This window comes from Spirilliplanes yamanashiensis, assembly GCF_016863475.1.
GTDB lineage: Bacteria > Actinomycetota > Actinomycetes > Mycobacteriales > Micromonosporaceae > Spirilliplanes > Spirilliplanes yamanashiensis.
In genome coordinates, this window is the sequence record NZ_BOOY01000001.1 from 263,260 (window position 1) to 286,033 (window position 22,774).

The following is a 22,774-nucleotide window of genomic DNA, read 5'->3' on the forward strand; positions in this document are numbered from 1 at the left end:
CCGATCAGTGGGTATTCGGACGGCCGTGCGACCCACGGCCGTCCGAGTGCTCACCGTCCTGCTCGTCCTCACCGCGGCCGCGACCGTCACGGTCGAGCTGCTCAACCTGCGCTACGCCGACGAGCAGGGCTTCGGCCTGGCCGTGCGCACCGGCTGGGCGCTGCTGCGCACCGTCGGCTGGCTGGTGCTCATCTGGCACGTGCGCAAGGGCCGGGCCAGCGCCCGCCCGCTCGGCCTGATCCTCGCCGCCACCACCATCTTCGCCGTCGCCCGGCTCGTCCTGCCCCGCGAAGGGCTGCCGCCGCTGCCCGGGCTCGTCGGCTTCGGCGTGCTCACCGCGCTGTGCGTCACCGTCGTCGTGCTGCTCTACCGGCACCCGGCGCTGTTGGCCTGGCACGTGCGGCACGCCAACCGGCTGGTCGTCACCGGCGAGGGGCTGCGCTGGCAGGAGGGCCGCCCCAGCCGCCCCGAGCTGAGCGGCTGGCTGCTGACCGCCCGCACGGCCGCGTTCACCTGGACGCCGCTGATGATCGTCCCCGCCCTCGCGGCGGGCGGCGAGCTCGGCCGCAACGGCGTGGCGTCGCTGGCCGCCGTCGTCGCCTGGTTCGCCGCCGCCATCGCGCAGAGCTGGTTCGTCGCCGGCACCACGCTGTTCCTGCTGCGGGGCAAGGCGTGGGCGCGCACCTTCCTGCTCGGCGTCGGCGTCGCCGTGCTCGCCGTGCACCTGCCGCTGTGCTGGCTGCTGCTCGGCCCCGACGGGCTCGTCCGCGACGGCGCCCCGGTCGTCGCCGCCGTGCTGCTCGCCGCGTACGGGCTGCGCCGCGCCGGCCGCGAACCCGCCCGCGACCAGGTCCTCGTGTCGTGATCTACGACGTGGCGGTCGTCGGCGCGGGACCGGCCGGCGCCGCCGCCGCGCTCGCCGCCCGCCGCGCCGGGGCGTCCGTGCTGCTGCTCGACCGGGCCGCGTTCCCGCGCGACAAGCCGTGCGGCGACGGCATCGCCCCGCACACCCTCGACGTCCTGGCCGGCCTCGGCGTCACCGGCCTCACCGACGGCTACGCCCCGGTGCCCGCGCTGCGCCTCGTCGGCCCCGGCGGCGCCGCCGTCGCCCGGCCGCTGCCGCGCGTCGCGCACACCGTGCCCCGGGCCGTCTTCGACGCCCGCCTCGTCGCGGCGGCCGTCGCCGCCGGCGCCGACCTGCGCCGGCACACCGTGCGCCGGATCGACCCCGGCGACCCCGTCGACATCGACGGCCGGTGGTCGGCGCGCACCCTGATCGGCGCGGACGGGGCGTCGTCGCTGGTCCGGCGCCTGCTCGGGTACGACCCCAACCCGCCCGGCCACCTCGCCCTGGCCATCCGCGGCTACGCCGCCGCCCCGCCCGGCCCGGTCGAGCAGCTCATCGTCACCACCCGCGCCCGCTGGCCCGCGTACGCCTGGTCGTTCCCCATCGGCGACGGCCGGGCCAACGTCGGCTACGGCGAGGTGCTGCGCGGACCGGCGCTCAGCCGGGCGTACCTGCTGGACCGCCTCGCCCGTCTGCTGCCCGGCGCCGAACCCGACAGCCTGCGGGCCCACCACCTGCCGCTGTCCACCCACCGCCCGCCGCCGGGCCGCGGCCGGGTCCTGCTCGCGGGCGACGCGCTGTCGCTCATCAACCCGTTCACCGGCGAGGGCATCTTCTACGCGGTGCTGTCCGGCGCGCTCGCCGGCGCCGCCGCCATCGGCCCCGACCCGGCCCGGCGGTACGCGGCGGCGCTGCGCGCGCGGCTCGGCCGGCACCTGCGGCACTCCGGCGCGGCGGCCTGGCTCAGCCGGGCCCCGCGCTTCGTCGACGCCGCCGTGCGGGCCGCCCACCGCGACGCCCGCGTGTTCGGCCGGGTCGTCGACCTGGGCCTCGGCGACGGCCACCTCGATGTGCGCACTCTGTGCAGGATCGGTGGCGAACTGGTGACCACCGCGTGAGCGCGGCCCCGCGGTGGCTACCCTGACACCGATGAAGCTGCGGGACCTCGCCTACTCCGTGTACGAGCGGCGGCTCGCCGGCAAGCTCGCCGGCAAGCCGGTGCCGCAGCACGTCGGGGTCATGTGCGACGGCAACCGCCGCTGGGCCCGCGAGATGGGCTACGTCGACCCCAACGACGGCCACCGCGTCGGCGCGCAGCGCATCAAGGAGCTGCTCGGCTGGTGCGACCAGGCCGGCATCGGCCACGTCACCCTCTACCTGCTCGCCACCGACAACCTGCGCCGCGCCGCCGAGGAACTCGACCCGCTCGTGCAGATCATCGAGGACCTCGCCACCGAGCTGGCCGAGGACGGCAACCCGTGGCGCCTGCGCATGGTCGGCGCCCTCGACCTGCTGCCCGCCGCCACCGCCACCACCCTGAAGGCGGCCCAGGAGAAGACCCGCGACCGCACCGGCGGCGTCGAGGTCAACATGGCCGTCGGCTACGGCGGCCGCCGCGAGATCGCCGACGCCGTCCGCTCCCTGCTCCACGAGCACGCCGCCGCCGGCCGCACCCTGGAGGAACTGGCCGAGATCCTCGACGTCGAGCACATCGCCCAGCACCTCTACACCCGCGGCCAGCCCGACCCCGACCTGGTCATCCGCACCAGCGGCGAGCAGCGGCTGTCCGGCTTCCTGCTGTGGCAGTCGGCGCACTCCGAGTTCTACTTCCACGACGCCAACTGGCCGGACTTCCGCCGCGTCGACTTCCTCCGGGCGCTGCGCTCGTACGCGGCCCGCCAGCGCCGCTTCGGCGCCTAGAACGCGCGATGGCATACATGGCCGACCTCGACGTAAACGAGTACGGGTGGGTGACCGGCGGGGTCGAGGCGTTTCCGATCCACGTCACGGATCACGACTGGCTGACACCGTACCCGCGCTTCCATTCCATTCCCGCCTTCCGGTGGGAGGCCGGCACCTCGCGGGTCGTGTCGATGTTCGTCGGCGCCGGCGTCAAGGGGCTGGGATGTACGCCCCTGAACTTCGCCGAAGTTGGGAATAGTTAACTGGCATGCCTGACATATCGGTGGCCTTGATCGGCGCCTCGACGGTGCAGACCGCCACCCTCCGGCGACGTCTCGAGCAGGCGGGCTATGTCTGCCGACGTCCGGACGCCCTGGTCGTCGAGCTGCGAGATGTGTCGGACTGCTCGAAAGTCGGGGGTGTCATCGCGGAGTCCCTGCGGGATGGGGATCCGGCGGTCATGTTGCATCTCGACGGGCCCGGGGCCGAGACGACCCACTTCCGGATCCAGTCGCTGACCGGAGAGATGATCGGCTCGTCCCTCGCTACCTGTGCCTGGTTCCAGTAGCCGGTGTCCGACGGCCGGCCCTAGAACAGGTCCCGCGTCTGGTCGGCGATGTAGCGGGTCAGGGCCACCCGCTCGGCGAAGGCGCCCGCCGCCACCGGGTCGTCGGTGCGGTCCATCAGCTCGTACGGCAGGGACGTGAAGCCGCTGCGGATCAGCAGCATGCCCAGGAAGCCCAGCCGGACCTCGTCCGCGTCCTCGACGACGCCCTCGTCGGACAGGCCGGTCAGGTACGCGTCGCCGATGATCGACTGCACGGCGGGCAGCTCGGCCACCCGGTGCTCGCCGGCGTGCACCATGCCGACGAGCAGCTGCGCCAGGTCGGCGCCGACCGCGCTCGCCGACTGGAACTGGGCGTCGATCACCACGAACGTCTCCGGGGCGTCCGCCGGCACCAGCAGGTTCTGCGGGCAGGCGTCGTTGTGGCCCATCGACTGCGGCAGGGCGTCGAGGCGGTCGAGCGCCGCGGGGATCCGCTCGGCCAGCGCCAGCAGGTCGGCGCGCAGGCCGGCGTGCTCCGCCAGCCACGGGTGGGCCCACACGGCGTCGTCGGCGAGGGCGTGCAGGCCGCGGACCGGGATGCTGTCGGCGAACCTGCGGGTGACGAAGCCGGGCGGCTGCGGCGCCTGGGCCATCACCTCCGGGCGGGCGCCCCGGGCGTTGAGGCGGCCGAGCAGCCGCGCCGCGCGCGCGTAGCGGGCCAGGTTCCACACCTCCGAGGACGCGTGCACGTCCTCCATCCACAGCGCCAGCCGGTCGTCGCCCAGGTCCGCGACCCGGTACAGCGCGGGGACGCGCATGCCGTCGGGCAGCATCCCGGCGAACGGCTGCTCCCACGCGCACAGCTCGGCGCGCCACGGGAACAGCTCGAGGATCTCGGTGGCCATCGGCTCGGGCAGGATGTGCAGCAGCGGCCAGTGCCGCGGGTGCTGGATGACCTTCACGAAGATCGACCAGTGCTCGCCGTCCAGGTCGCGGCCGTGCACGCGGGCCAGCGCGCCGGTCGAGATGGAGCCCATCTCGTAGGTCACCGGGGTGACCGCCACCGACGCGCGGTCGATCTTGCGGTGGAGCGCCTCGTCGACGAGCACGGCCAGGGCGGTGCCCGCGTCCTCGGGGGCGGCCTCCGGCGTCTTCGGTCCGAGCAGCTCGTCGACAGTCCAGGTCATGCGCCTATCGTCGCCCCTGGCGGGGCGGTTGCGCTGTCGGATCGCCGCGCTAGCGCGCGAAGGCGGGCAGTGCCCCGGCCAGGAAGTCGGCGACGGCGTGCGGCGAGTCGAGCGTCAGGTCGGCGGCGTTGGACACCTCGGCGCCCGTCTCCGGGTTCGCCACGGCCACGCACATGCCCATGAACTTCGGGTCGACGGCCTCGCGGGCGCGCAGCGCGTCGAACGCCTTGATGTCGGACATGTCGTCGCCGAAGTACCAGGCGCAGCCCAGCTCCTTGACGGCCTCGCCGATGACCATGCCCTTGTCCTGGTCGACCGGGGGCTTCAGCTCGACGACCATGCGGCCGCCCTGCACCTTGAGGCCGAGCCGCTCGGCCTGCTCGCGGCCCCAGCGCTCGATGGTGGGCCCCTGGTCGGGGTTGGTGCGGTAGTGCAGCGCGACGCTCAGCCGCTTGAACTCGACCAGCGTGCCCGCGGGCAGCTCGGCGCGGGCCCGGCCGGCCAGCTCCTCCATCACGGGCACCCACGGCTCGGCGGCGGGCACGGTGACGATCTCGCCCTCGTGCAGCACCTCCAGGCCGTACAGCCCGTAGAGGTCGACGTGCTGCAGTGCGGCGAACCGGTCGCGCAGGAAGCTGACCGGGCGGGCGCTGACGATGGCGACGCGGCTGACAGCCCCGGCGAGCGCCTCCAGCGACGCCATGACCGCGGGCACCGGCTGGACGGCGTCGGGGTCGTCCTCGACGGGGGCCAGCACGCCGTCGAAGTCGAAGAAGAGGGCGGCCTCGGAGGCCCGCTCGGCGGTCAGCTGCCACGCCTCGGCGGCGGTGGGGGAAGACTGCGGCACGGGTGTCAGCGTACCCGTCCGGGGACGGTTGCGCGCCGGTCGCGTTTCGGTTGCGTCCCGGTTGCTTCGGCGCGGCGATCGAGCTCGTACTAGCTAAGCCTGGCTTGCTGCCGCTAGCGTCTAGTCATGGCGAGGGGTCGTCCCGAGCCAGCCGGCCGGCCCGGACCTGCGATGTATGCGCCACGGGGCCTGCATCCGACCCCGTGAACGTTCCGGGCGCCGGTGAGGGCGGACACGGGTGGTTCGGGTGCACGCCCGTTGGAGATGGCCTGTGACCACTCGCCGCACCGACGCCGCCACCGGCAGCCGCACCGCGCGCCGCGCCCCGCGGTCCGTTCTCGCCGACGCGGAGCCCGTATCCACCAGCCGGGTGTTCGTCCTCGACACGTCCGTCCTGCTGTCCGACCCGGCCGCGTTCCGAAGGTTCTCCGATCACGAGATCGTGCTGCCGCTGGTGGTCATCTCCGAGCTGGAGGGCAAGCGGCACCATCCCGAGCTGGGCTGGTTCGCCCGCCAGGCGCTGCGGATGCTGGACGACCTGCGGATCAAGCACGGCCGCCTCGACGAGCCGGTCCCGGCCAACGACGAGGGCGGCACGCTGCGGGTCGAGCTGAACCACGCCGACGACTCGGTGCTGCCGCTGGGCTTCCGCAACGAGTCGAACGACGCGCGCATCCTGTCGGTGGCGCTGGGGCTGGCGGTGGAGGGCCGCGAGGTCACCCTGGTCAGCAAGGACATGCCGCTGCGGGTGAAGGCGGCGTCGGTGGGCCTGACGGCCGACGAGTACCGCTTCGGCCAGGCGATGGACCCGACGTGGACCGGCATGGCGGACCTGGAGCTGTCCGAGGAGCAGGTCGGTCAGCTGTACGCGGGCGAGACCATCGACGTGGGCGACGCGGCCGGCTACCCCACCCACACGGGCCTGGTGGTGCACTCGCCGCGCGGCTCGGGCCTGGCCCGGGTGCTGCCGGACAAGACGATCCGGCTGGTCCGCGGCGACCGGGACGCGTTCGGCCTGCGGGGCCGCTCCGCCGAGCAGCGGGTGGCGCTCGACCTGCTGATGGACGACTCCATCGGCATCGTGTCGCTGGGCGGCCGGGCCGGCACCGGCAAGTCGGCGCTGGCGCTGTGCGCGGGCCTCGAGCAGACGATGGAGCGCGGCAAGCACAAGAAGGTGGTCGTCTTCCGCCCGCTGTACGCCGTCGGCGGCCAGGAGCTGGGCTACCTGCCCGGCAGCGAGAGCGAGAAGATGTCGCCGTGGGCGCAGGCGGTGTTCGACACCCTGGGCGCGGTGGTGCACGACAACGTCATGGACGAGATCCTCGGCCGCGGGATGCTCGAGGTGCTGCCGCTGACCCACATCCGGGGCCGCAGCCTGCACGACGCGTTCGTGATCGTCGACGAGGCGCAGTCGCTGGAGCGGGGCGTCCTGCTGACGGTGCTGTCCCGGATCGGGCAGGGTTCGCGCGTGGTGCTGACCCACGACGTAGCGCAGCGTGACAACCTCCGGGTCGGCCGGCACGACGGCGTGACCGCCGTGATCGAGGCGCTGAAGGGCCACGAGCTGTTCGCCCATGTGACCCTCACTCGGTCCGAAAGGTCTCCGATCGCCGAGGTGGTGACCGACCTGTTGGAGGACATCCCGCTGTAAAGCATGGCGGGGAGGCGTTTCGGACCGTTTTGCTGTGATAGGCGGTGTGATCCATTTCACAACACCGTGTCGTCGTTTCACATCGCCTTCACAGTGCGCCATGGTGTCTGACGAGCACCGGCACGCGGCCCACCCTGCGGAGATCCACTCTCAGGGCCCGCCCTCCCGTTCCGTGGGGGTCACGACGAGTGATCCCGTAGTCGGAGAGTGCTTGCGGCGTACACGAGTCGCCCGACCTCGGGCGGCCTGGGCGCGCCGCGTCCTAGCCCCCGACGAAGGGACCATTTCGTGAGTCGGCTGTGGAGCCGGGTCGGTATCCGAGCCCTGGCGGTAGCCCTGCTGGTCACCGGTGTGATCGGCGGCGTGTACCTCGGTCAGGACCACCAGACCCAGCAGCGCACCGCCGCGCAGGACGAGATCGTCCTCACCGAGCAGGCGGAACTCGACCTGCTCAAGGAGCGGCACGCGGAACACGCGGCCGCCCGCGCATCCCAGCGTGCCGCCCAGGCGGACGCCGCCGAGAAGGCCGCGAGCGCCGCGAAGGCGGCCGCCGCCAAGTCGCGCAAGCTCGAGGCCGCGGTGATCAAGAAGAAGGCCGCGGAGAAGAAGGCCGCCGAGGAGAAGAAGAAGGCGGCCGCCGGCGACGGCGCGACCGTCCCCTTCACCGGCCCCATCCCGGAGTCGTGCGGCGAGTACAAGGGCAACCGCGCCACCGCCTGCGCCCTGCTGGTCGACCGCGGCTACAGCCTGGAGCAGATGGCCTGCCTCGACAAGCTCTGGACCAAGGAGAGCGGCTTCAACCACAAGGCCCAGAACCGCAGCTCGGGCGCCTACGGCATCCCGCAGTCGCTGCCGGGCAGCAAGATGGCGTCGGCCGGCTCCGACTGGCGGACCAACCCGGCGACCCAGATCAAGTGGGGCCTCGGCTACATCAAGGGCCGCTACAAGACGCCCTGTGCCGCCTGGGGCCACTCGCAGGACGTCGGCTGGTACTAGCGGCCGACCGCAGCATCGGACGAACGGGGCACGAGTCGCGACTCGTGCCCCGTTGTCGTGGGCGGGGGACCGCCGAGCTGTTCCAATGGACAAATGCTCCGAAACGCCCTGAAAGTCGCGTCCGTCGTCGCGCTCGTGCTCGCCATCGGCGTCGCCCAGGCCCCCGCGCAGGCGCGGCCGGACGAGCCGGTCCTCGAGGTCGTCGGCGGCGACACCGCCACCCAGGGCCAGTTCCCCTGGATCGTCCGGCTCTCCATGGGCTGCGGCGGCACCCTCTACTCGCCGCGGGTCGTGCTCACCGCCGCACACTGCGTCGGGCGCACCGGCCGCGACACCAGCATCGTCGTCACCGCCGGCGCCGCCGACCTCGGCTCGCCGTCCGCGGTGCGCGCCCGGTCCGTCTCCGTCGTCCGGGCGCCGGGCTTCACCAACGAGATGAGCGGCGACGACTGGGCCCTGGTCAAGCTCGACCGCGCCCTCAAGCTGCCCACCGTGACACTCACCCCCGGCACCGGGTACGACAAGGGCACCTACACCGTCGCCGGCTGGGGCCAGGTCACCGAGGAGAACCGCACCCAGCAGCGGCGGCTGCGCTGGGCCGAGGTGCCCGCGATCGGCGACTCCGCCTGCGCCAAGGCGTACGCCAAGGTGGGCGTCACGCTGGTGACGAAGGACTCCCTCTGCGCCGGCAAGCGCGGCGTCGACGCCTGCCAGGGCGACTCCGGCGGCCCGCTGCTGCGCCGCGACGGCAAGGGCCGCTGGCTGCAGGTCGGCATCGTCAGCTGGGGCATCGGCTGCGCCCGGCCCGAGTTCCCCGGCGTCTACACCCAGGTGTCGGCGTTCCGGTCCGCGATCGCCAAGGCCGCCGCCAAGCTCGGTTGACCCGAACCCCGGGTGGCAGGACGGCTGATCGCCTGGAAGCATCGATCGCATGGGCTACGACACGGCGCGCGGCGAGCCGGCCACCCGATTCGGCACCGAGGAGTTCTACGCGGCGCTGGGGCGGGCGTTCGTCGCCATGTGCGCCGTCGTCCCCGTGTTGTTCCTCATCGAGGCGATCGACGTGTGGGCGCGCCTCGGCCTCGACCTGGCCGGCGGCATCATCCCGCGGCACCTCGACGGCATCGACGGCGTGGTGTTCAGCCCGTTCCTGCACGCCAACTGGGACCACCTCTACGGCAACAGCGTGCCGCTCATCCTGCTCGGCACGTTCGTGCTGGCCGCCGGCTGGCGCCGGTTCGTCTGGTCCACGGTGCTGATCATCCTGGTCAGCGGCGTCGGCGTGTGGTTCATCGGCGACCCGAACAGCGTCGTCGTCGGCGCCAGCGGCGTCATCTTCGGCTACCTCGGCCTGCTCGTCACCCGGGGCCTCGTCGAGCGCAGCTGGTGGAACCTCGGCGTCTCCGCCCTGGTCGGGCTCCTGTACTGGTACCAGCTCTACAACGTGCTGCCGACCGACGGACCCGTCTCCTGGCAGGGGCACCTGATCGGGCTGTGCGCGGGCGTCATCGCCGCGATCATCTTCCGCGCCCGCCGGCCCCGCATCCGCGACGCCATCGACGACCTCTGACCCGTCACAGGGGTGTGCCCCGCCCGTGACCGCCCGCTGGGACGCTGCGGGCATGATTGTCGACGTCCCGGCGGCGCCACGGGGGACCACCGCACGGGCCGCGCTCGCCTGGCTCGGCCATCCCCTCGTCGTGCTGGCCCTCGCCCTGCTGCTCGTCAACGACCACGTCCTCAAGGCCGCCCACCCGTCGTGGTGGACCGGCAAGCTCAGCGACGCCGCCGGGCTGGTCCTCGCGCCGCCGCTGCTCGCGCTGGCGCTGCGGCTGCCCGCCCGCGCCGCCGTCCTGACCACCGGCGCCGGGTTCGTGCTGCTCAAGAGCAACGCGTACGGGGCGGCGCTGGCCTCCGGGGTGTGGTCGCTGGCCGTACCGTCGCACGTGGTGGCCGACGCCACCGACCTGCTGGCACTGCCCGCGCTGGCCCTGTCGTGGCTGGCCTGGCGCACGGCGACGCCGGCGGCCGGCCGGGCGACGCGCGCGGTGCGGGCCGCGGTGCTGCTGCCGCTGGCCCTGGCCGGCGTGGCCGCCACCAGCGCCGTCACCATCGACAGCGCCACCGCCGTGGGCGCCCGCGACGGCGTGCTCGTCGCCTACTACCGCAACGTGGGCGACGCGGCGGACGACGGCCACACGGTGACGAGCACCGACCACGGCGCGACCTGGACGCGCGGCGACGACCCCGTCCCCGACCCCGCCGCGATGGCCTGCTCCACCACCGACCGGCGGGTCTGCTACCGCGTCGTGCGCGGCGCCGCCGCCGTCGACCGCAGCGCCGACGCCGGCGCCACCTGGCGGCGCGACTGGGCGCTCGACCCGGACGTGCGGCGCCGGCACGACGAGCCGCCGCGCTCGCAGTCCGTCGCCGTGCTCGACGTCCCCGGCGGCGGCCACGTCGTGCTGGTCGCCAACGAGGCCGACGGCCTGGCCCTCCGCCGCGCGGACGGCACCTGGGAACGGCTCGGCTTCCCGGCCGGCGTCGGCCCCGAAGGCCCGGAACTGCCCCAGCCCGGCGCCGCCCGCCCCGAACCGGTCATGGTCACCGAGCACGAGGTGATCAAGGCGGGGCTGCTCACCCTGCTGCTGGCGTTCCTCGCCGCCACCCTCGGCGCCGCCCGCCAGGGCCACCGCGCCGGGCGGGCGGCCGGCTGGCTCAGCCCGGCGGCCGTCGCGCTGCTGCTCGCGCTCACCGCCGGCCTGTACCTGGTGCCGGCGCACACCGCGCTCACGTATTTCCTGTACTTCGTGGCGCTGCTCGTCGTCCTGGCGGCGCTGTCCGGCGCGATCACCCACGTGACCGTCGTCAGCGGCCGCTCCACGGTCCACCGCCGGTGGGCGCTGCGGGTGTGGCTCGGCGCGCTGCTCGCGGCCGCCCTGCCGGCCGCAGCGTTCGCGGTGCTCGTCGCCCGGGGGCCGCTCGTCCCATGGTGGGGGGTGCTCGTCGCGGTGGTGGCGGCGGCGCCGGGGGCGGCGGTGGCGCTGCGGGCGGCGCGCTGAGGTGGCCCGCCGCGGCGGTCAGCGGCGCCGGCGCGCGGGCAGCACCGCGATCAGCACCGCCACCAGCGTGAGGGCGGCCCCGGCCAGGGTCGTCCCGGCCGGGCGGCCCGCGGAGGCGGGAACCAGCAGGTCGAGGGCGACCGCGCCCGTCACCTGGCCCGCGATCATGCCCAGGCCCAGCAGCAGGACGCCCGTGTACCGCACGACGGCCGCGCCCAGCGCGATGAAGACGATGCCGATCGGCCCGCCCGTGTAGAGCCACCAGTCGGCGGGCAGCGCGTCCGGGCGGCCGCGGACGGCCAGGTCGACGGCCAGCGCGACCAGCAGCACGACCGTGCCCGCGGTGAAGTTGACGAACCCGGCGACCATCGCGCTGCCCGACACGGCCCGCACGTGTCCGTTGACGGCCTGCTGCCAGGCGATGCCGACGCCCGCCGCCAGCGGCAGCAGCGCCAGCACCAGCGTGCCGGGGTGGCCGAGCCGGTCCGCCACCGACAGCAGCACGGCCAGCACCGTCAGGACCGAGCCGCCGATCCGCGCCGCCGTGACCGGCTGACGCCCGGCCGGCCCGGCGCCCGCGTGGTCGACGAGCAGGCCGCTGGTGGACTGGCCCGCCACCACGGCCACGATGAACACCGCGACGCCCAGCGTGGCCACCGTCAGGCCCTGGCTCGCCACGAGGAAGGCGCCGCACGCGCCGCCGAGCAGCTGCACCGGCCGCAGTCCGCCGCCGCGCAGCGCCTCGCGCAGCCGCCGCAGCCCCCGCCGCCCGGCGGGCATCGCCGGCACCAGGACGGCCAGCAGCAGCAGGCCCGAGCCGAACGAGACGACCGCGGCGGCGATGCCGTCGTCGATCCGCACGGCCAGCTCGCCGTTGATCCGGGTCTGCGCGGCCAGCGCGACGCCGCAGAGGATCGCCGCGGCGACGCCGGCGGCCCGGCGGCCGGCGCTGACGGGAACCGGCGCGACGGCCGGGGGAGCGACCGTCATGCCCGCCCGGCGAAGTCGACCGCCGAGTACGCCTGGATCTTCTCCAGCCGGTGCCACGAGTCGATGACCCGGATCGTGCCGCTCTTGGACCGCATGACGATCGACTGGGTATGCGCGCCGTCCGCCCGGTACCGCACGCCCTTGAGCAGGTCGCCGGTGGTGACGCCGGTGGCGACGAAGAAGCAGTTGTCGCCGGTCACCAGGTCGTCGGTGGTGAGCACCCGGTCGAGGTCGTGGCCGCCGGCCAGCGCCTTCTCCCGCTCCGCGTCGTCGCGCGGCCACAGCTTCGCCTGAATCATGCCGCCCATGCACTTCAGCGCGCACGCGGCCGTGATGCCCTCCGGGGTGCCGCCGATGCCCATCAGCACGTCGACGTCGCTCTCCGAGCGGGCCGCCGAGATGGCCCCGGCGATGTCGCCGTCGGAGATGAACCGGATGTTCGCGCCGGCCTGGCGCACCTCGTCGACCAGGGCGGCGTGCCGCGGCCGGTCCAGGATGCAGACCGTCACGTCGGACACCGACACCCGGCGCACCTTCGCGATGCGCCGCAGGTTTTCCGTCACGCCCGCGTTGATGTCGACCACGTCGGCGCAGTCCGGGCCCACCGCGATCTTCTCCATGTAGAAGACGGCGCTCGGGTCGAACATCGCGCCGCGCTCGGCGACCGCCAGCACCGCCACCGCGCCCGGCATGCCCTTGCTCATCAGCGTGGTGCCGTCGATCGGGTCGACCGCCACGTCCACCTCGGGACCGGTGCCGTCGCCGACCTGCTCGCCGTTGTAGAGCATGGGCGCCTCGTCCTTCTCGCCCTCGCCGATCACCACCACGCCGCGCATCTGGATCGAGTTGATCAGCTTGCGCATGGCGTCCACGGCGGCGCCGTCCCCGCCGTTCTTGTCGCCACGGCCCACCCAGCGCCCGGCGGCCATCGCCGCCGCCTCCGTCACCCGGACCAGTTCGAGGGCGATGTTGCGGTCGAGATCCTGCGGGACGTTGGCGGTCATGGAACGGCCTCCTCGCGACGCTGCGGGTCGGTCACCGGACGCTCACAGCCCGGCGGTCCCCCGATCCTGGCACGGCGGGCGGGGCGCTGTCCCCAGGGTGTGAGCTGGTCGGCGGGGTGCATGGACGATGATGGAGGCGTGGAAGCCGCCGAACCCACCTCGCCCGCCCCCGTCCAGCCCGCGCGCTCCGGCCGCAGGCCGCGGGACATGGCGATGTCGCTGCTCGTCCTGCTCGTGCCCATCGCCATCGTGGTGGGCGCGCAGAAGTACCTGTTCGACGGCGACAAGCCCATCGCCGTCAGCCCCGCCCAGGCGATCGCCGACGCCCGCGCCTCCGGGGCGTTCCCCGTCGCCGAGCCCGGGCCGCTGCCCGACGGCTGGACCGTCACCAGCGCCCGCTTCCAGCGCCCCGCCGACGGCGCCACCCTGCGCCTCGGCTACGTCACCCCCGACGCCGAGCCCGCGCTGCTCGTGCAGAGCAGCGTCCCCGCCGACCAGCTGCTCGCCCGCGAGCTGGGCGACACCGCGAAGGCCGGCGGCCCCGTCGCGGTCGACGCCGTCAGCTGGCAGCGCTACGACAGCACCCGCGGCGAACCCGCCCTGGTGCTGCGCGAGGCCGGACGCACGATCGTCGTCGTCGGCGCCACCGACGAGCCCACGCTGCGTGAGCTGGCGGCGGCCGTGAGCTGAGGGGCTGTGGATGTCGTGCCGCTCGTCTACAGTGCGGCGCGACCCTCCCGCCCCTTCCAGTACGGAGTACTTCCAGTGCGCATTCCACGGGGGACCCTCGCGGGCTTCGCCCTGCTCACCTCGGCCACCCTGGCCCTGACCGGGTGCACGACGAGCGGCAAGGCCGACCGCCCCGCCGCCGGCGCCCCGGCCGCCACCGCCGCCGAGCCGGCCACGGACTCGCTGGTCAAGTCCACGATCCAGCTCTCCAAGGGCAACTACACCTACACGATGAAGGGCGGCGCCCAGTCGTACGAGGGCGTCGTGCACCTGCCCCAGTCGGCGCTGCTGACGGTCGTCGACACCTCCGCCGACGGCGGCGAGTTCGCCTATCTGGTCGTCGGCAAGGACCGCTGGGTCAAGCTGAAGATGGAGCTGGACCTCGGCGAGGACATGCCGTCCCCGGCCGAGCTGGAGCAGCTCGCCGACCAGAGCCCCGAGATCGCCAAGATGGCCAAGCAGCTCAAGACCCTCACCGCGATGGTCGCCGGCAAGAAGTGGCTGGTCATCGACCCCAAGCGGGTGGACGAGTTCGGCGAGGGCTTCAACGGCTTCGAGCACCCCGACGCCACCGGCGCCTCGTACCTGCTGTCGACGGCACGGTCCGCCACCCGGGCCGGCGACACCATCACCGGCGACCTCGACCTGAGCACGGTCAAGGCCGACCAGGTCCCGTGGGACTCCGAGGAGGTCCTCGACCTCAAGGCCGCCGGCAAGGTCCCGTACGCGGCGACGCTCGACGGCGAGGGCCGGCTGGTCAAGCTGGTGCTCGACCTGCCGGCGATGGGCGAGCAGAAGGCCCACCGGGAGACCATCGAGGTCACCGGCTACGGGGCCGCCGCGCTGCAGACCAAGCCGGCGACGGGCGACACGATCAGGATGACCGACGACATGTACGACGTGCTCAACGGCCGATGACGACGCCCGCCTGGGAGCAGCGCCTCGCCGACGCCTGGGGCCGGCTCGACACGCTCGAGCCGGGCCCGTTCCGGGCGCTGGTCGACGACCTCGCCGCCGAACTCGCCCCGGACGACCCGGTCGGGGCGTTCGAGCGCGCCGCCGCCCGCGACTCCACCGGCAGCCCCGCCGAGGCCGTGCCGCTCTACGAGCGCGCGCTCGCGGGCGGCCTGACGGGTGAGCGGCGCCGCCGCGCCGTCATCCAGCTCGCCAGCTCGCTGCGCAACCTCGGCCGGGCCCCGGAGAGCGTCGCCCTGCTCACGGCCGAGCTGGGCCGCGGCACCGACCACCTCGACGACGCCGTGCGCGCGTTCCTCGCGCTCGCCCTCGCCGACGTGGGCCGCGAACGCGAGGCGCTGGGGCTCGCGCTGGGCGCCCTGTCCCGCCACCTGCCGCGGTACCAGCGGTCCCTGGCGGCGTACGCCCGCTCGCTCTGACGGGGCAGCGGCGGGGGCCGTCCGGCCGATAGGCTCCCGCCGCTCATCCCTCGCACCGTTCGGAGTGACACACCACCATGCGCACCACCACACGGGGAACCATCGCCGCGCTCGCCCTGGCCACCGGCCTGGCGCTCGCCGGCTGCAACAACGCCGGCACCGCCGGCGCCGGCGCCGACGCCGGCGCCGGTCCGGGCGCCACCACGGCCCCGGCCGTGCCCGCCGACCCGAAGGCCGCCCTCGCCGCCTCGACGGCCGAGCTGAAGAAGGGCGACTACACCTTCACCGTCGCCGCCGTCGACCAGAACGCCACCGGCAACGCCCACATGGCCAGCACCAGCGCCTCGCTCGTGTCGGAGTCCACCGACCCCGAGGCCAAGGGCACGTTCGAGTTCCGCGTGGTCGGCACCGACCACTTCATGAAGATCAAGATGGACCTCGGCGATGCGGGCCAGGACCTCGGCGACCTCGGCGAGCTCGGCGACAGCCCCGAGATGAAGAAGCTCGCCGACACCCTGAAGCAGATGCAGGAGATGTTCAGCGGCAAGTACTGGTCGAAGCTCGACACCGCCAAGGTCACCAGCAAGATGGCCACCCGCTTCGACGCCGCCAACCCCGACATCACCGGCTCCGCCGCCCTGCTCGACGGGGTCGTGACCGCCGAGAAGCAGGCCGACGGCAGCTACGCCGGCACCCTGGACGCCACCAGGTCGGGCCCGGGCCAGCAGCTGTGGACGTCCAAGGAGCTGACGCAGCACGCCGAGAAGCTCAAGGCCGTGCCGTTCGTCGCCACCCTCGACGCCCAGGGCCGCCTCGCCTCGCTGACGATCGACGTCCCGGGCGTCGGCAGCAACACCGCCGGCGAGTACAAGACCACCATCACCGGGTACGGCACCGGCAAGCCCGTCGAGGCACCGCCGGCCGCCGAGACGCGCGAGGCCACCGCGCAGACGTACGAGATGCTCAACCGGTAGCCGCGGCCACCCGCACCGGAGGCGTCAGGCGCCTTCGGTGCGGGCCCGCCGGGCCGTGTCGATGCGGTCCCGCGCGCCGTCCAGCCAGCCCTGGCAGATGTCGGCGAGCTTCTCGCCGCGCTCCCACAGCGCCAGCGACTCCTCCAGCGAGCTGCCGCCGGTCTCCAGCCGCTCCACCACCGACGCCAGCTCGGTGCGCGCCTGCTCGTAGCTCAGTGTCTCGTCGCTCATCCCTGCTCCTGCTCGGCGGTGACGCGCAGCTCGCCCTCGGCGAGGCGTACCCGGAGAATGTCGCCCGGCGTGACCTCGGACGCCGCGCGGACGACGTGGCCGTCGGCGCGCTGCACGATGGCGTAGCCGCGCTCCAGCGTCGCGGCGGGCGACAGGGCCCGCAGCTGCGCCACGGTGTGCCGCAGCTCCTCGCCCGCGGCCCGCAGCCGCACGTCGAGGCTGCGCCCGGCCCGGTCGCGCAGGGCGACGACGTCGGCGGCGCGCTGCTCGATCATCGCCTCGGGCCGGGCCAGCGACGGCCGCGACCGCCACGCCTCGATGCGGTGGGTCTCGCGGTCGAGCATGGTGGCGACGGCCCGGTCGAGGCGGCGCCGCGCCTGGTCGATGAGGCGGGACTCCTCGGCCAGGTCGGGCACGATGCGCTTGGCCGCGTCGGTCGGCGTGGACGCGCGCACGTCGGCGACGTAGTCGACCAGCGGGGCGTCCGTCTCGTGGCCGATCGCGCTGACCACGGGCGTGCGGCAGCCGAACACGGCGCGGCACAGGGCCTCGTCGGAGAACGGCAGCAGGTCCTCGACGCTGCCGCCGCCGCGGGCCAGCACGATGACGTCGACCGTGTCGTCGTTGTCGAGCACCTTGAGCGCGTCGATGATCTGCGGGACGGCCGTCGGGCCCTGCACGGGCACGTTGAGCACCCGGATGTCGACGGCGGGCCAGCGCCGGCGCGTGTTCATCAGCACGTCGCGCTCGGCGGCGGAGGCGCGGCCGGTGATGAGCCCGACCCGGCGCGGCAGGAACGGTGGCCGGCGCTTGCGCTCGCGGGCGAACAGGCCCTCGGCGGCGAGCAGCTTCTTCAGCTTCTCCAGCCGGGCCAGCAGCTCGCCCAGCCCGACCTGGCGGATCTCGTCGGCGCGCAGGCTGAGCGTGCCGCGCGCCGGGTAGAACTCGGGCTTGGCGTGCAGGGTGACCCGGGCGCCCTCGGCCAGCTCGGGCGCGCCCGCGTCGAGCACGTCGCGGTGCGCGGTGACCGTGAGGCTCAGGTCGGCCGACGGGTCGCGCAGCGTGAGGAACACGACCGAGGCGCCCGGCCGGCGGCTGATCTGCGCGACCTGCCCGTCGACCCACACCCAGCCCAGCTTGGCGATCCACGCGCCGACCTTCTGGCTGACGACGCGCACCGGCCACGGCTCCTCGGCGGTGCTCCTCGGCACGCCCCCGGCGTCGGTGTCCGTCACGCGGCCCAGCCTACGGGCGGCGGCCGACAGCCTTGCGCACCAGCGCCACCACGATCACCAGCAGCACCCCGGCGAACGCCCAGAACGCCAGGTCGGCGAGGAACGGCGTCCAGTGGAAGTTCCACGGCTTGGCCAGCGCGGCCCGCTGCGCCTCGCCCGGCGTCTCGCCCGTGTCGCCGCGGCGCAGCGGCAGGAACGGGTAGCCGCGACCGACCAGGTAGGCGTACATGCCGCCGGTGGTCTCCTTGACCTGGACGAGGCTCGCCGCCGTGCCGGCCAGCGCGACCACGGCCGTGGCGATCACGCCCACCGGGCGCACCCGCAACCCGAGCCGGGGCAGGAAGATCAGCGCCGCGCCGCCGGCGGTGGCGACCGCGCCCGCGACCAGCGACTCCCGCACCCGTTCGGGGGAGCCGAGCTGGTCGAGCAGCACCATCAGCCCGGCGATCATGCCGAGCGCGCCCGCGGCGGACACCAGGATCTGCCCGCCGAGGCGGCGCGCCGACAGGGCCGTCTCCACGCCTTCAGTATCGCCCGATCTGTGGTGATGTGCGCCGGAAACGGGCGCCGCGGTCCCGCTGTGGCGCTGTCCACAGGCCGGTCGTGCGCGGCGCGGGGCACGTACCATGGCCGGGTGACCGAGACCCGTAAGCGTGTGCTCCTGGCCAAGCCGCGTGGCTACTGCGCCGGCGTCGACCGGGCCGTGCAGACGGTCGAAGAGGCGCTGAAGCTCTACGGCGCCCCGATCTACGTGCGCAAGCAGATCGTGCACAACAAGCACGTGGTCACCACTCTCGAGGCGCAGGGCGCCGTCTTCGTGGAGGAGAACGAGGAGGTGCCCGAGGGCGCCACCGTCATCTTCTCCGCCCACGGCGTCGCCCCCGAGGTCCACGAGCAGGCCCGTGAGCGCAACCTGCGCGCCATCGACGCCACCTGCCCGCTCGTCACCAAGGTCCACCACGAGGCCCGCCGGTTCGCCGCCGACGACTACGACATCCTGCTCATCGGCCACGAGGGCCACGAGGAGGTCATCGGCACCTCCGGCGAGGCCCCCGCGCACATCCAGCTCATCGACGGCCCCGAGGACGCCGACAAGGTCGTCGTCCGCGACCCGGCCAAGGTCGTCTGGCTGTCCCAGACCACCCTCAGCGTCGACGAGACCATGGAGACCGTCGCCCGGCTCAAGACCCGGCTGCCGCTGCTGCAGTCCCCGCCGTCCGACGACATCTGCTACGCCACCTCCAACCGCCAGCTCGCGGTCAAGGAGATCGCCGAGCAGTGCGACGTGATGCTCGTCGTCGGCTCCCGCAACTCGTCCAACTCCGTGCGTCTCGTCGAGGTCGCCGTCGACGCGGGCGCCCGCGCCGGCCACCTCATCGACTACGCCCACGAGATCCGCGAGGAGTGGCTCGACGGCGTCACCACCGTCGGCCTCACCTCCGGCGCCAGCGTCCCCGACGAGCTGGTCATGCAGGTCCTCGAGTTCCTGGCCGCACGCGGCTTCGGCGAGGTCACCGAATTCGTGACCGCCGACGAGCGGCTCACCTTCTCCCTGCCGCAGGAACTCAAGCGCGACATGAAGAAGGCCGCGCTGTCACAGCCGCTGGGCTAGTTCCGCCGGCGCCGGCATCGCCGCCATCTCGTCGCGCACCTCCCGCGCCGCCGCCCGCACCCCCTCGTCGGTCAGCAGCCGCTCCAGGTCCGCGGCCGAGATCGCGGCCGCGTCCACCGCCATGCCCGCACCGCGCCGCTGCACCGCCTCCGCGTTGAACCGGCGGTCACCCGCACCCGGCACCACCAGCTGCGGCACCCCCTCCGCCAGCGCCCCCAGCACACTGCCCGCCCCGCCGTGGTGCACGAACGCGTCCGCGTGCGGCAGCACCAGGTGCAACGGCACCCGCCCCACCGTTCGCACGTTCGCCGGCAACCCCTTCCGCGGCCCCCGCACCAGCACGAACTCCGCGTCCACCCCCGGCGCGGCCGCCACCACCGCCGCCGTCGGATCACCCCCGCCGCCCGGCGACCGCACCGTGCTGTAACTGACGACCACCCGCGGCCGGTCACCCCGCCGCGCCAGCCACTCCGGCACGTCCCCGCCCCCCGAGAACGGCACCGCCCGCACCGGCGTGCCCGCCCGCGCCCCCACCACACTCGGCGGGGCGATCGTCACCAGCTCACCCACCACGAACGGCTTGCCCACCTCGGCCGCCACCGCCTCCGCCAGCACCCGCCCGTCGAACAGGCTGTTCTCCACCACCACCGTCCGCGTCCCGGTGCGCCGCGCCGCCAGCGCCCCCGCCACCGCCAGCGGCTCCACCAGCACCAGATCCGGCTGCCACTGCTCCACCAGCGCATCCGTCAACGGCCCCATCTTCCGGGCGATCCGTGCGAACAACGGCGCCACCGCCCGCACCCCCGCCCGCCCCTGCAACTCCAACCGCATCAGCCGGGGATGCCGCACCACCAGCGGCAGCGCCGCCCGGCCCACACTCACCCCCGGCGCCACGTCCCGCTTCGGCAACCCCGGAGTCGCCACCCCGATCGCGTCACCACCGCTCGCCAGCAACACCTCGTGCCCGGCCTCCTTCAGCGCCCGGGCCAGCGGCACCAGCGGCAACAGGTGTCCCACCAGCGGCGCGGCCACGACGAGAACCCTCATGTCGACGCTCCTCTCAGGTCTGTCCACAGGGGGCAGCGGGGGTCGTGCTGATGTCGGTACAGTACGGCGGCTTCACACGGGGGAGGGGCGCAACAGTGGTCAATCGGCTCATGAACAACCGCTTCGGCGTCGCCGTCTTCGGGGCGGTCATCCTGGCCGTCGCCGTCGGCATGCTGAGCCAGAGCGACGTCACCTGCGGCGGGCGCACCATGCAACCCGGCGACGAGTGCGTCCAGACCCGCAAGGGCACCAGCACCACTCGCAGCTACGCCGAGCAGAAGCAGCACGACACCCTCATCGCCTGGGGTGCGCTGCTGGCCGGCACGGCCATGACGCTCGGCGGGGCGGCGCGCATCGTGACGGTGGCGCGCCGGCGGCGCGGCGATCGGGCCGCGGAGGCCGGGCAGCCTCCGGTCGCCGCCGCCGCCGCCTCCGCCTTCGGCGGGCAGCAGCCGGTGGGGTACGCGCAGGGCGGGCAGTCGCAGGCCTGGGGGGCTCCGCATCAGCCGGCTGTGCAGCAGCAGGGGTGGAGTTCTCAACCGTACGCGGCGCCGGGTCACCCGGTCCCTGTCCACCAGGGTGCTGCGCCCGCTCAGCCGGGGTGGCCGCAGGCGCAGGCTCCGCAGCAGGGTTGGGGCCCGCAGCAGGGGTGGGACGCGCAGAACCAAGCCTCGGTGCAGCCGGGGTGGGACCAGCCGGCCGCTCACCGGTCATCCGCCGAGACCCACGCCGCCCACCACGAGGGTTGGGTCCAGCCTCAGCCCGGGCCCCAGGCCTGGGAGCCGCAGCCGAACCCCCACCCCACGTGGGAGCAGCACCAGCCCGGACCTGCCGGCCAGCCGGGCGGATAGCCTGCCCGTCTCTAGCTGAGCGCCCTCAGGCAAGCCGGCCGTCCCCGGGCAAGCGGAGGGCGGCAGGCGCGGCGCCTGCGGGGCGGGCGCCGGCAGGCAGGGCGTCGACAGGCAGGGCGTCGGCGGTCAGGACTCGGCGGTCAGGACTCGGCGGTCCGGGCGCCCGGGGTCATGGGCCCGGCGGTCAGGGGGCCGAGCGGCGGTCGTGAGCAGCCGGTTCGCCGAAACGGGCCGTGCGCAGGGCCGTCAGCTCGTCCACGGTGGGCAGCAGTTCCGGGGCCTGCGGCTGGCGCGGGGTGACCTCCACCTGCGGCGGGGCGGGCAGCTCGTCGTCGGAGACGCCCAGGTCGGCGAGCTTGCGGGCGCTGACCAGCACCCGCGCCTCCAATGAGCCGACCGCGCGGTTGTAGGCGGTCACCGCGCCGCCCAGCGCGCCGCCGAGCTTGCCGACGTGGTCGCCGAGGGTGGACAGGCGGCCGTACAGCTCGCGGGCCAGCGTGTGGACGGCCGCCGCGTTGCGGGCCAGGGCCTCCTGGCGCCACGTGTACGCGACCGTGCGCAGCAGGGCGATCAGGGTGGCCGGGGTGGCCAGGACGACGTTGCGGCTGAAGGCGTGCTCCAGCAGGCTCGGGTCGCGCTGCAGGGCGGCGTCCAGGAACGGGTCGGCGGGCACGAACAGCACCACGAACTCCGGGCTCTGGTCGAACGCCGACCAGTACGCCTTCGCGGCCAGCGCGTCGACGTGGCCGCGCAGGTGGCGGGCGTGCCGGTCGAGGCAGGCGTCGCGGTCGCGTTCCTCGCGGGCCTCCGTCGCGGACAGGTACGCGTCCAGCGGGGCCTTCGCGTCGACCACCACGGTGCGGCCGCCGTGCAGGCGCACCACCAGGTCGGGGCGGACGCCCTGGTGGTCGGTGGCGGCGGTGACCTGTTCCGAGAAGTCGCAGTGGTCGAGCAGGCCGGCCGCCTCCACGATGCGGCGCAGCTGGTGCTCGCCCCAGCGGCCGCGGACCTGCGGGGCGCGCAGCGCGGCCACGAGCTGCTTCGTCTCGGTGCGCAGCTCGCCGGAGACGCTGCCCATGGCCCGCACCTGTTCGCGCAGCTCCGCGTACGCGTCGACGCGGTCGCGTTCCAGTTCGGCGACGCGCTGCTCGTACCGGCGCAGGGTCTCGTGCAACGGCGCCACCGCGCGCGCGACGGCCTCCTGCGACTGGGCCGTCGCCTCGTACGACAGGGAGCGCATGGACGCCTCCAGCCGGCCCTCGCCGTCCCGGGTGGCCTGCAGCGTGGCCTCCAGGCGCGCCACGTCGGCGCCGGAGCGCGCGCGGGCCGCGAACCAGCCCAGCGCGCCGCCCACCGCCAGACAGATGATCACCACGGCCACGGTTCCGACAGTCACGCTCCGCAGCTTGTCACAGGGGTACGACCAGACGTGCGCGACGCGACACGGCGAGTACCGTCGAAATGCGAGGGGATCTCTGCTGTTCGTCCTGCTCGTGCTCCTGATCGCCGGGGCGGTCGCGGTGATCGCCGTGTCGCGGGCCCAGCGCCGCCGGCAGTACCTACTGGCGAACGCAGAAGACGCCGCCTACGCGAACCGCCACGATCGGCTCCACTGAACTCCGCCCGGCCGCGTCCAGAGGCTGAAGCGGGTCGGAGAGTCCCGGCCCG

The 22,774-nt window shown here is 74.2% G+C and carries 26 protein-coding genes; 17 read left to right on the forward strand and 9 right to left on the reverse strand.

The features are described 5' to 3' along the window. Positions 1-25 precede the first annotated feature (25 nt). The 5 genes from Sya03_RS01225 to Sya03_RS01245 are packed head-to-tail and all read left to right on the forward strand — an operon-like array spanning position 26 to position 3,317. The gene (locus Sya03_RS01225; RefSeq protein WP_203936206.1) at positions 26-865 is read left to right on the forward strand and encodes a hypothetical protein; all 840 of its coding nucleotides are present in this window, start codon (positions 26-28) and stop codon (positions 863-865) included. Further along, the gene (locus Sya03_RS01230) at positions 865-1,965 is read left to right on the forward strand and encodes an NAD(P)/FAD-dependent oxidoreductase (protein ID WP_203936260.1); all 1,101 of its coding nucleotides are present in this window, start codon (positions 865-867) and stop codon (positions 1,963-1,965) included. Before Sya03_RS01225 ends, Sya03_RS01230 begins: the two co-directional genes overlap by 1 nt. Positions 1,966-1,996: 31 nt before the next feature. Continuing rightward, complete coding sequence (locus Sya03_RS01235; RefSeq protein WP_203936207.1) at positions 1,997-2,767, forward strand: isoprenyl transferase; 771 nt, start codon at positions 1,997-1,999, stop codon at positions 2,765-2,767. 17 nt (positions 2,768-2,784) lie between these two features. After that, the gene (locus tag Sya03_RS01240) at positions 2,785-3,012 is read left to right on the forward strand and encodes a hypothetical protein (RefSeq protein ID WP_203936208.1); all 228 of its coding nucleotides are present in this window, start codon (positions 2,785-2,787) and stop codon (positions 3,010-3,012) included. A gap of 5 nt (positions 3,013-3,017) precedes the next feature. Beyond that, positions 3,018-3,317, forward strand: a complete 300-nt coding sequence (locus Sya03_RS01245) for a hypothetical protein (RefSeq protein ID WP_203936209.1) — start codon at positions 3,018-3,020, stop codon at positions 3,315-3,317. Positions 3,318-3,337: 20 nt separating this feature from the next. Here Sya03_RS01245 and Sya03_RS01250 read toward each other — a convergent pair whose 3' ends face one another. After that, on the reverse strand, positions 3,338-4,483 hold the full coding sequence (locus Sya03_RS01250) for a phosphotransferase (protein ID WP_203936210.1): 1,146 nt from the start codon (positions 4,481-4,483) through the stop codon (positions 3,338-3,340). A 49-nt stretch (positions 4,484-4,532) separates the two neighbouring features. After that, the gene (otsB, locus tag Sya03_RS01255) at positions 4,533-5,339 is read right to left on the reverse strand and encodes a trehalose-phosphatase (protein ID WP_203936261.1); all 807 of its coding nucleotides are present in this window, start codon (positions 5,337-5,339) and stop codon (positions 4,533-4,535) included. 262 nt (positions 5,340-5,601) lie between these two features. Here otsB and phoH2 point away from each other — a divergent pair, with 262 nt between their 5' ends. The 5 genes from phoH2 (at position 5,602) to Sya03_RS01280 (ending at position 11,039) form a co-directional block, all read left to right on the forward strand. Continuing rightward, positions 5,602-6,981 (forward strand): RNA 5'-3' helicase PhoH2, encoded by a 1,380-nt coding sequence (phoH2, locus tag Sya03_RS01260; protein ID WP_370871903.1) that lies wholly within the window; start codon positions 5,602-5,604, stop codon positions 6,979-6,981. Between the two features lie 288 nt (positions 6,982-7,269). Beyond that, a complete protein-coding gene (locus Sya03_RS01265) occupies positions 7,270-7,977 on the forward strand; it encodes an aggregation-promoting factor C-terminal-like domain-containing protein (protein ID WP_203936212.1) in 708 nt (235 codons plus the stop codon). A gap of 93 nt (positions 7,978-8,070) precedes the next feature. Beyond that, positions 8,071-8,859, forward strand: coding sequence for a S1 family serine peptidase (locus tag Sya03_RS01270; RefSeq protein ID WP_203936213.1), 789 nt, complete (start codon positions 8,071-8,073; stop codon positions 8,857-8,859). Between the two features lie 49 nt (positions 8,860-8,908). Continuing rightward, complete coding sequence (locus tag Sya03_RS01275; RefSeq protein WP_203936214.1) at positions 8,909-9,547, forward strand: rhomboid family intramembrane serine protease; 639 nt, start codon at positions 8,909-8,911, stop codon at positions 9,545-9,547. Positions 9,548-9,599: 52 nt separating this feature from the next. Next, positions 9,600-11,039 (forward strand): sialidase family protein, encoded by a 1,440-nt coding sequence (locus tag Sya03_RS01280; RefSeq protein WP_203936215.1) that lies wholly within the window; start codon positions 9,600-9,602, stop codon positions 11,037-11,039. A gap of 18 nt (positions 11,040-11,057) precedes the next feature. On the opposite strand, the gene Sya03_RS01285 is transcribed toward Sya03_RS01280, so the two are convergent. Together Sya03_RS01285 and glpX are read right to left on the reverse strand one after the other, a co-directional pair. Next, a complete protein-coding gene (locus Sya03_RS01285) occupies positions 11,058-12,029 on the reverse strand; it encodes a DMT family transporter (RefSeq protein ID WP_203936216.1) in 972 nt (323 codons plus the stop codon). Beyond that, the gene (glpX, locus tag Sya03_RS01290; RefSeq protein ID WP_203936217.1) at positions 12,026-13,033 is read right to left on the reverse strand and encodes a class II fructose-bisphosphatase; all 1,008 of its coding nucleotides are present in this window, start codon (positions 13,031-13,033) and stop codon (positions 12,026-12,028) included. Before glpX ends, Sya03_RS01285 begins: the two co-directional genes overlap by 4 nt. A 138-nt stretch (positions 13,034-13,171) precedes the next feature. On the opposite strand from glpX, the gene Sya03_RS01295 reads away from it, so the two are divergent. The 4 genes from Sya03_RS01295 (at position 13,172) to Sya03_RS01310 (ending at position 16,130) form a co-directional block, all read left to right on the forward strand. Further along, a complete protein-coding gene (locus Sya03_RS01295; RefSeq protein ID WP_203936218.1) occupies positions 13,172-13,723 on the forward strand; it encodes a DUF4245 domain-containing protein in 552 nt (183 codons plus the stop codon). Between the two features lie 75 nt (positions 13,724-13,798). Then, positions 13,799-14,680 carry a hypothetical protein gene (locus Sya03_RS01300; protein WP_203936219.1) on the forward strand — a complete coding sequence of 294 codons (882 nt, stop codon included), beginning with the start codon at positions 13,799-13,801 and terminating at the stop codon, positions 14,678-14,680. Continuing rightward, the gene (locus tag Sya03_RS01305) at positions 14,677-15,156 is read left to right on the forward strand and encodes a tetratricopeptide repeat protein (protein WP_203936220.1); all 480 of its coding nucleotides are present in this window, start codon (positions 14,677-14,679) and stop codon (positions 15,154-15,156) included. The genes Sya03_RS01300 and Sya03_RS01305 overlap by 4 nt, the downstream gene beginning before the upstream one ends. Positions 15,157-15,233: 77 nt before the next feature. Then, a complete protein-coding gene (locus Sya03_RS01310; RefSeq protein WP_203936221.1) occupies positions 15,234-16,130 on the forward strand; it encodes a hypothetical protein in 897 nt (298 codons plus the stop codon). A gap of 24 nt (positions 16,131-16,154) precedes the next feature. On the opposite strand, the gene Sya03_RS01315 is transcribed toward Sya03_RS01310, so the two are convergent. The 3 genes from Sya03_RS01315 to Sya03_RS01325 are packed head-to-tail and all read right to left on the reverse strand — an operon-like array spanning position 16,155 to position 18,116. After that, positions 16,155-16,361 carry an exodeoxyribonuclease VII small subunit gene (locus Sya03_RS01315; RefSeq protein WP_203936222.1) on the reverse strand — a complete coding sequence of 69 codons (207 nt, stop codon included), beginning with the start codon at positions 16,359-16,361 and terminating at the stop codon, positions 16,155-16,157. Continuing rightward, the gene (xseA, locus tag Sya03_RS01320) at positions 16,358-17,596 is read right to left on the reverse strand and encodes an exodeoxyribonuclease VII large subunit (RefSeq protein ID WP_203936223.1); all 1,239 of its coding nucleotides are present in this window, start codon (positions 17,594-17,596) and stop codon (positions 16,358-16,360) included. Before xseA ends, Sya03_RS01315 begins: the two co-directional genes overlap by 4 nt. A 10-nt stretch (positions 17,597-17,606) precedes the next feature. Then, complete coding sequence (locus Sya03_RS01325) at positions 17,607-18,116, reverse strand: hypothetical protein (protein WP_203936224.1); 510 nt, start codon at positions 18,114-18,116, stop codon at positions 17,607-17,609. A gap of 27 nt (positions 18,117-18,143) precedes the next feature. Between Sya03_RS01325 and Sya03_RS01330 the strand changes: the two genes are divergently transcribed. Next, on the forward strand, positions 18,144-19,208 hold the full coding sequence (locus Sya03_RS01330; protein WP_203936225.1) for a 4-hydroxy-3-methylbut-2-enyl diphosphate reductase: 1,065 nt from the start codon (positions 18,144-18,146) through the stop codon (positions 19,206-19,208). Here the strand turns inward: Sya03_RS01330 and Sya03_RS01335 are convergent. Beyond that, positions 19,191-20,255 carry a nucleotide disphospho-sugar-binding domain-containing protein gene (locus tag Sya03_RS01335; protein WP_203936226.1) on the reverse strand — a complete coding sequence of 355 codons (1,065 nt, stop codon included), beginning with the start codon at positions 20,253-20,255 and terminating at the stop codon, positions 19,191-19,193. The two genes, Sya03_RS01330 and Sya03_RS01335, sit on opposite strands and share 18 nt — an antisense overlap. A gap of 110 nt (positions 20,256-20,365) precedes the next feature. Between Sya03_RS01335 and Sya03_RS01340 the strand changes: the two genes are divergently transcribed. Further along, on the forward strand, positions 20,366-21,106 hold the full coding sequence (locus Sya03_RS01340; protein ID WP_203936227.1) for a hypothetical protein: 741 nt from the start codon (positions 20,366-20,368) through the stop codon (positions 21,104-21,106). A gap of 184 nt (positions 21,107-21,290) precedes the next feature. Here Sya03_RS01340 and Sya03_RS01345 read toward each other — a convergent pair whose 3' ends face one another. After that, positions 21,291-22,502 (reverse strand): DNA recombination protein RmuC, encoded by a 1,212-nt coding sequence (locus Sya03_RS01345; protein ID WP_203936228.1) that lies wholly within the window; start codon positions 22,500-22,502, stop codon positions 21,291-21,293. On the opposite strand from Sya03_RS01345, the gene Sya03_RS01350 reads away from it, so the two are divergent. Next, entirely contained in the window at positions 22,471-22,722 is a 252-nt protein-coding gene (locus Sya03_RS01350) for a hypothetical protein (RefSeq protein WP_203936262.1), read from the forward strand. The two genes, Sya03_RS01345 and Sya03_RS01350, sit on opposite strands and share 32 nt — an antisense overlap. Positions 22,723-22,774 lie beyond the last annotated feature (52 nt).

Coding starts and splice junctions, on each gene's coding strand:
- Sya03_RS01235 (WP_203936207.1), top strand. CDS start 1,997: ATGAAGCTGCGGGACCTCGCCTACTCCGTGTACGAGCGGCGGCTCGCC.
- Sya03_RS01240 (WP_203936208.1), top strand. CDS start 2,785: ATGGCCGACCTCGACGTAAACGAGTACGGGTGGGTGACCGGCGGGGTC.
- Sya03_RS01245 (WP_203936209.1), top strand. CDS start 3,018: ATGCCTGACATATCGGTGGCCTTGATCGGCGCCTCGACGGTGCAGACC.
- Sya03_RS01250 (WP_203936210.1), bottom strand. CDS start 4,483: ATGACCTGGACTGTCGACGAGCTGCTCGGACCGAAGACGCCGGAGGCC.
- Sya03_RS01270 (WP_203936213.1), top strand. CDS start 8,071: ATGCTCCGAAACGCCCTGAAAGTCGCGTCCGTCGTCGCGCTCGTGCTC.
- Sya03_RS01275 (WP_203936214.1), top strand. CDS start 8,909: ATGGGCTACGACACGGCGCGCGGCGAGCCGGCCACCCGATTCGGCACC.
- Sya03_RS01280 (WP_203936215.1), top strand. CDS start 9,600: ATGATTGTCGACGTCCCGGCGGCGCCACGGGGGACCACCGCACGGGCC.
- Sya03_RS01285 (WP_203936216.1), bottom strand. CDS start 12,029: ATGACGGTCGCTCCCCCGGCCGTCGCGCCGGTTCCCGTCAGCGCCGGC.
- glpX (WP_203936217.1), bottom strand. CDS start 13,033: ATGACCGCCAACGTCCCGCAGGATCTCGACCGCAACATCGCCCTCGAA.
- Sya03_RS01305 (WP_203936220.1), top strand. CDS start 14,677: ATGACGACGCCCGCCTGGGAGCAGCGCCTCGCCGACGCCTGGGGCCGG.
- Sya03_RS01310 (WP_203936221.1), top strand. CDS start 15,234: ATGCGCACCACCACACGGGGAACCATCGCCGCGCTCGCCCTGGCCACC.
- Sya03_RS01315 (WP_203936222.1), bottom strand. CDS start 16,361: ATGAGCGACGAGACACTGAGCTACGAGCAGGCGCGCACCGAGCTGGCG.
- Sya03_RS01330 (WP_203936225.1), top strand. CDS start 18,144: ATGTGCGCCGGAAACGGGCGCCGCGGTCCCGCTGTGGCGCTGTCCACA.
- Sya03_RS01335 (WP_203936226.1), bottom strand. CDS start 20,255: ATGAGGGTTCTCGTCGTGGCCGCGCCGCTGGTGGGACACCTGTTGCCG.
- Sya03_RS01340 (WP_203936227.1), top strand. CDS start 20,366: ATGAACAACCGCTTCGGCGTCGCCGTCTTCGGGGCGGTCATCCTGGCC.
- Sya03_RS01350 (WP_203936262.1), top strand. CDS start 22,471: ATGATCACCACGGCCACGGTTCCGACAGTCACGCTCCGCAGCTTGTCA.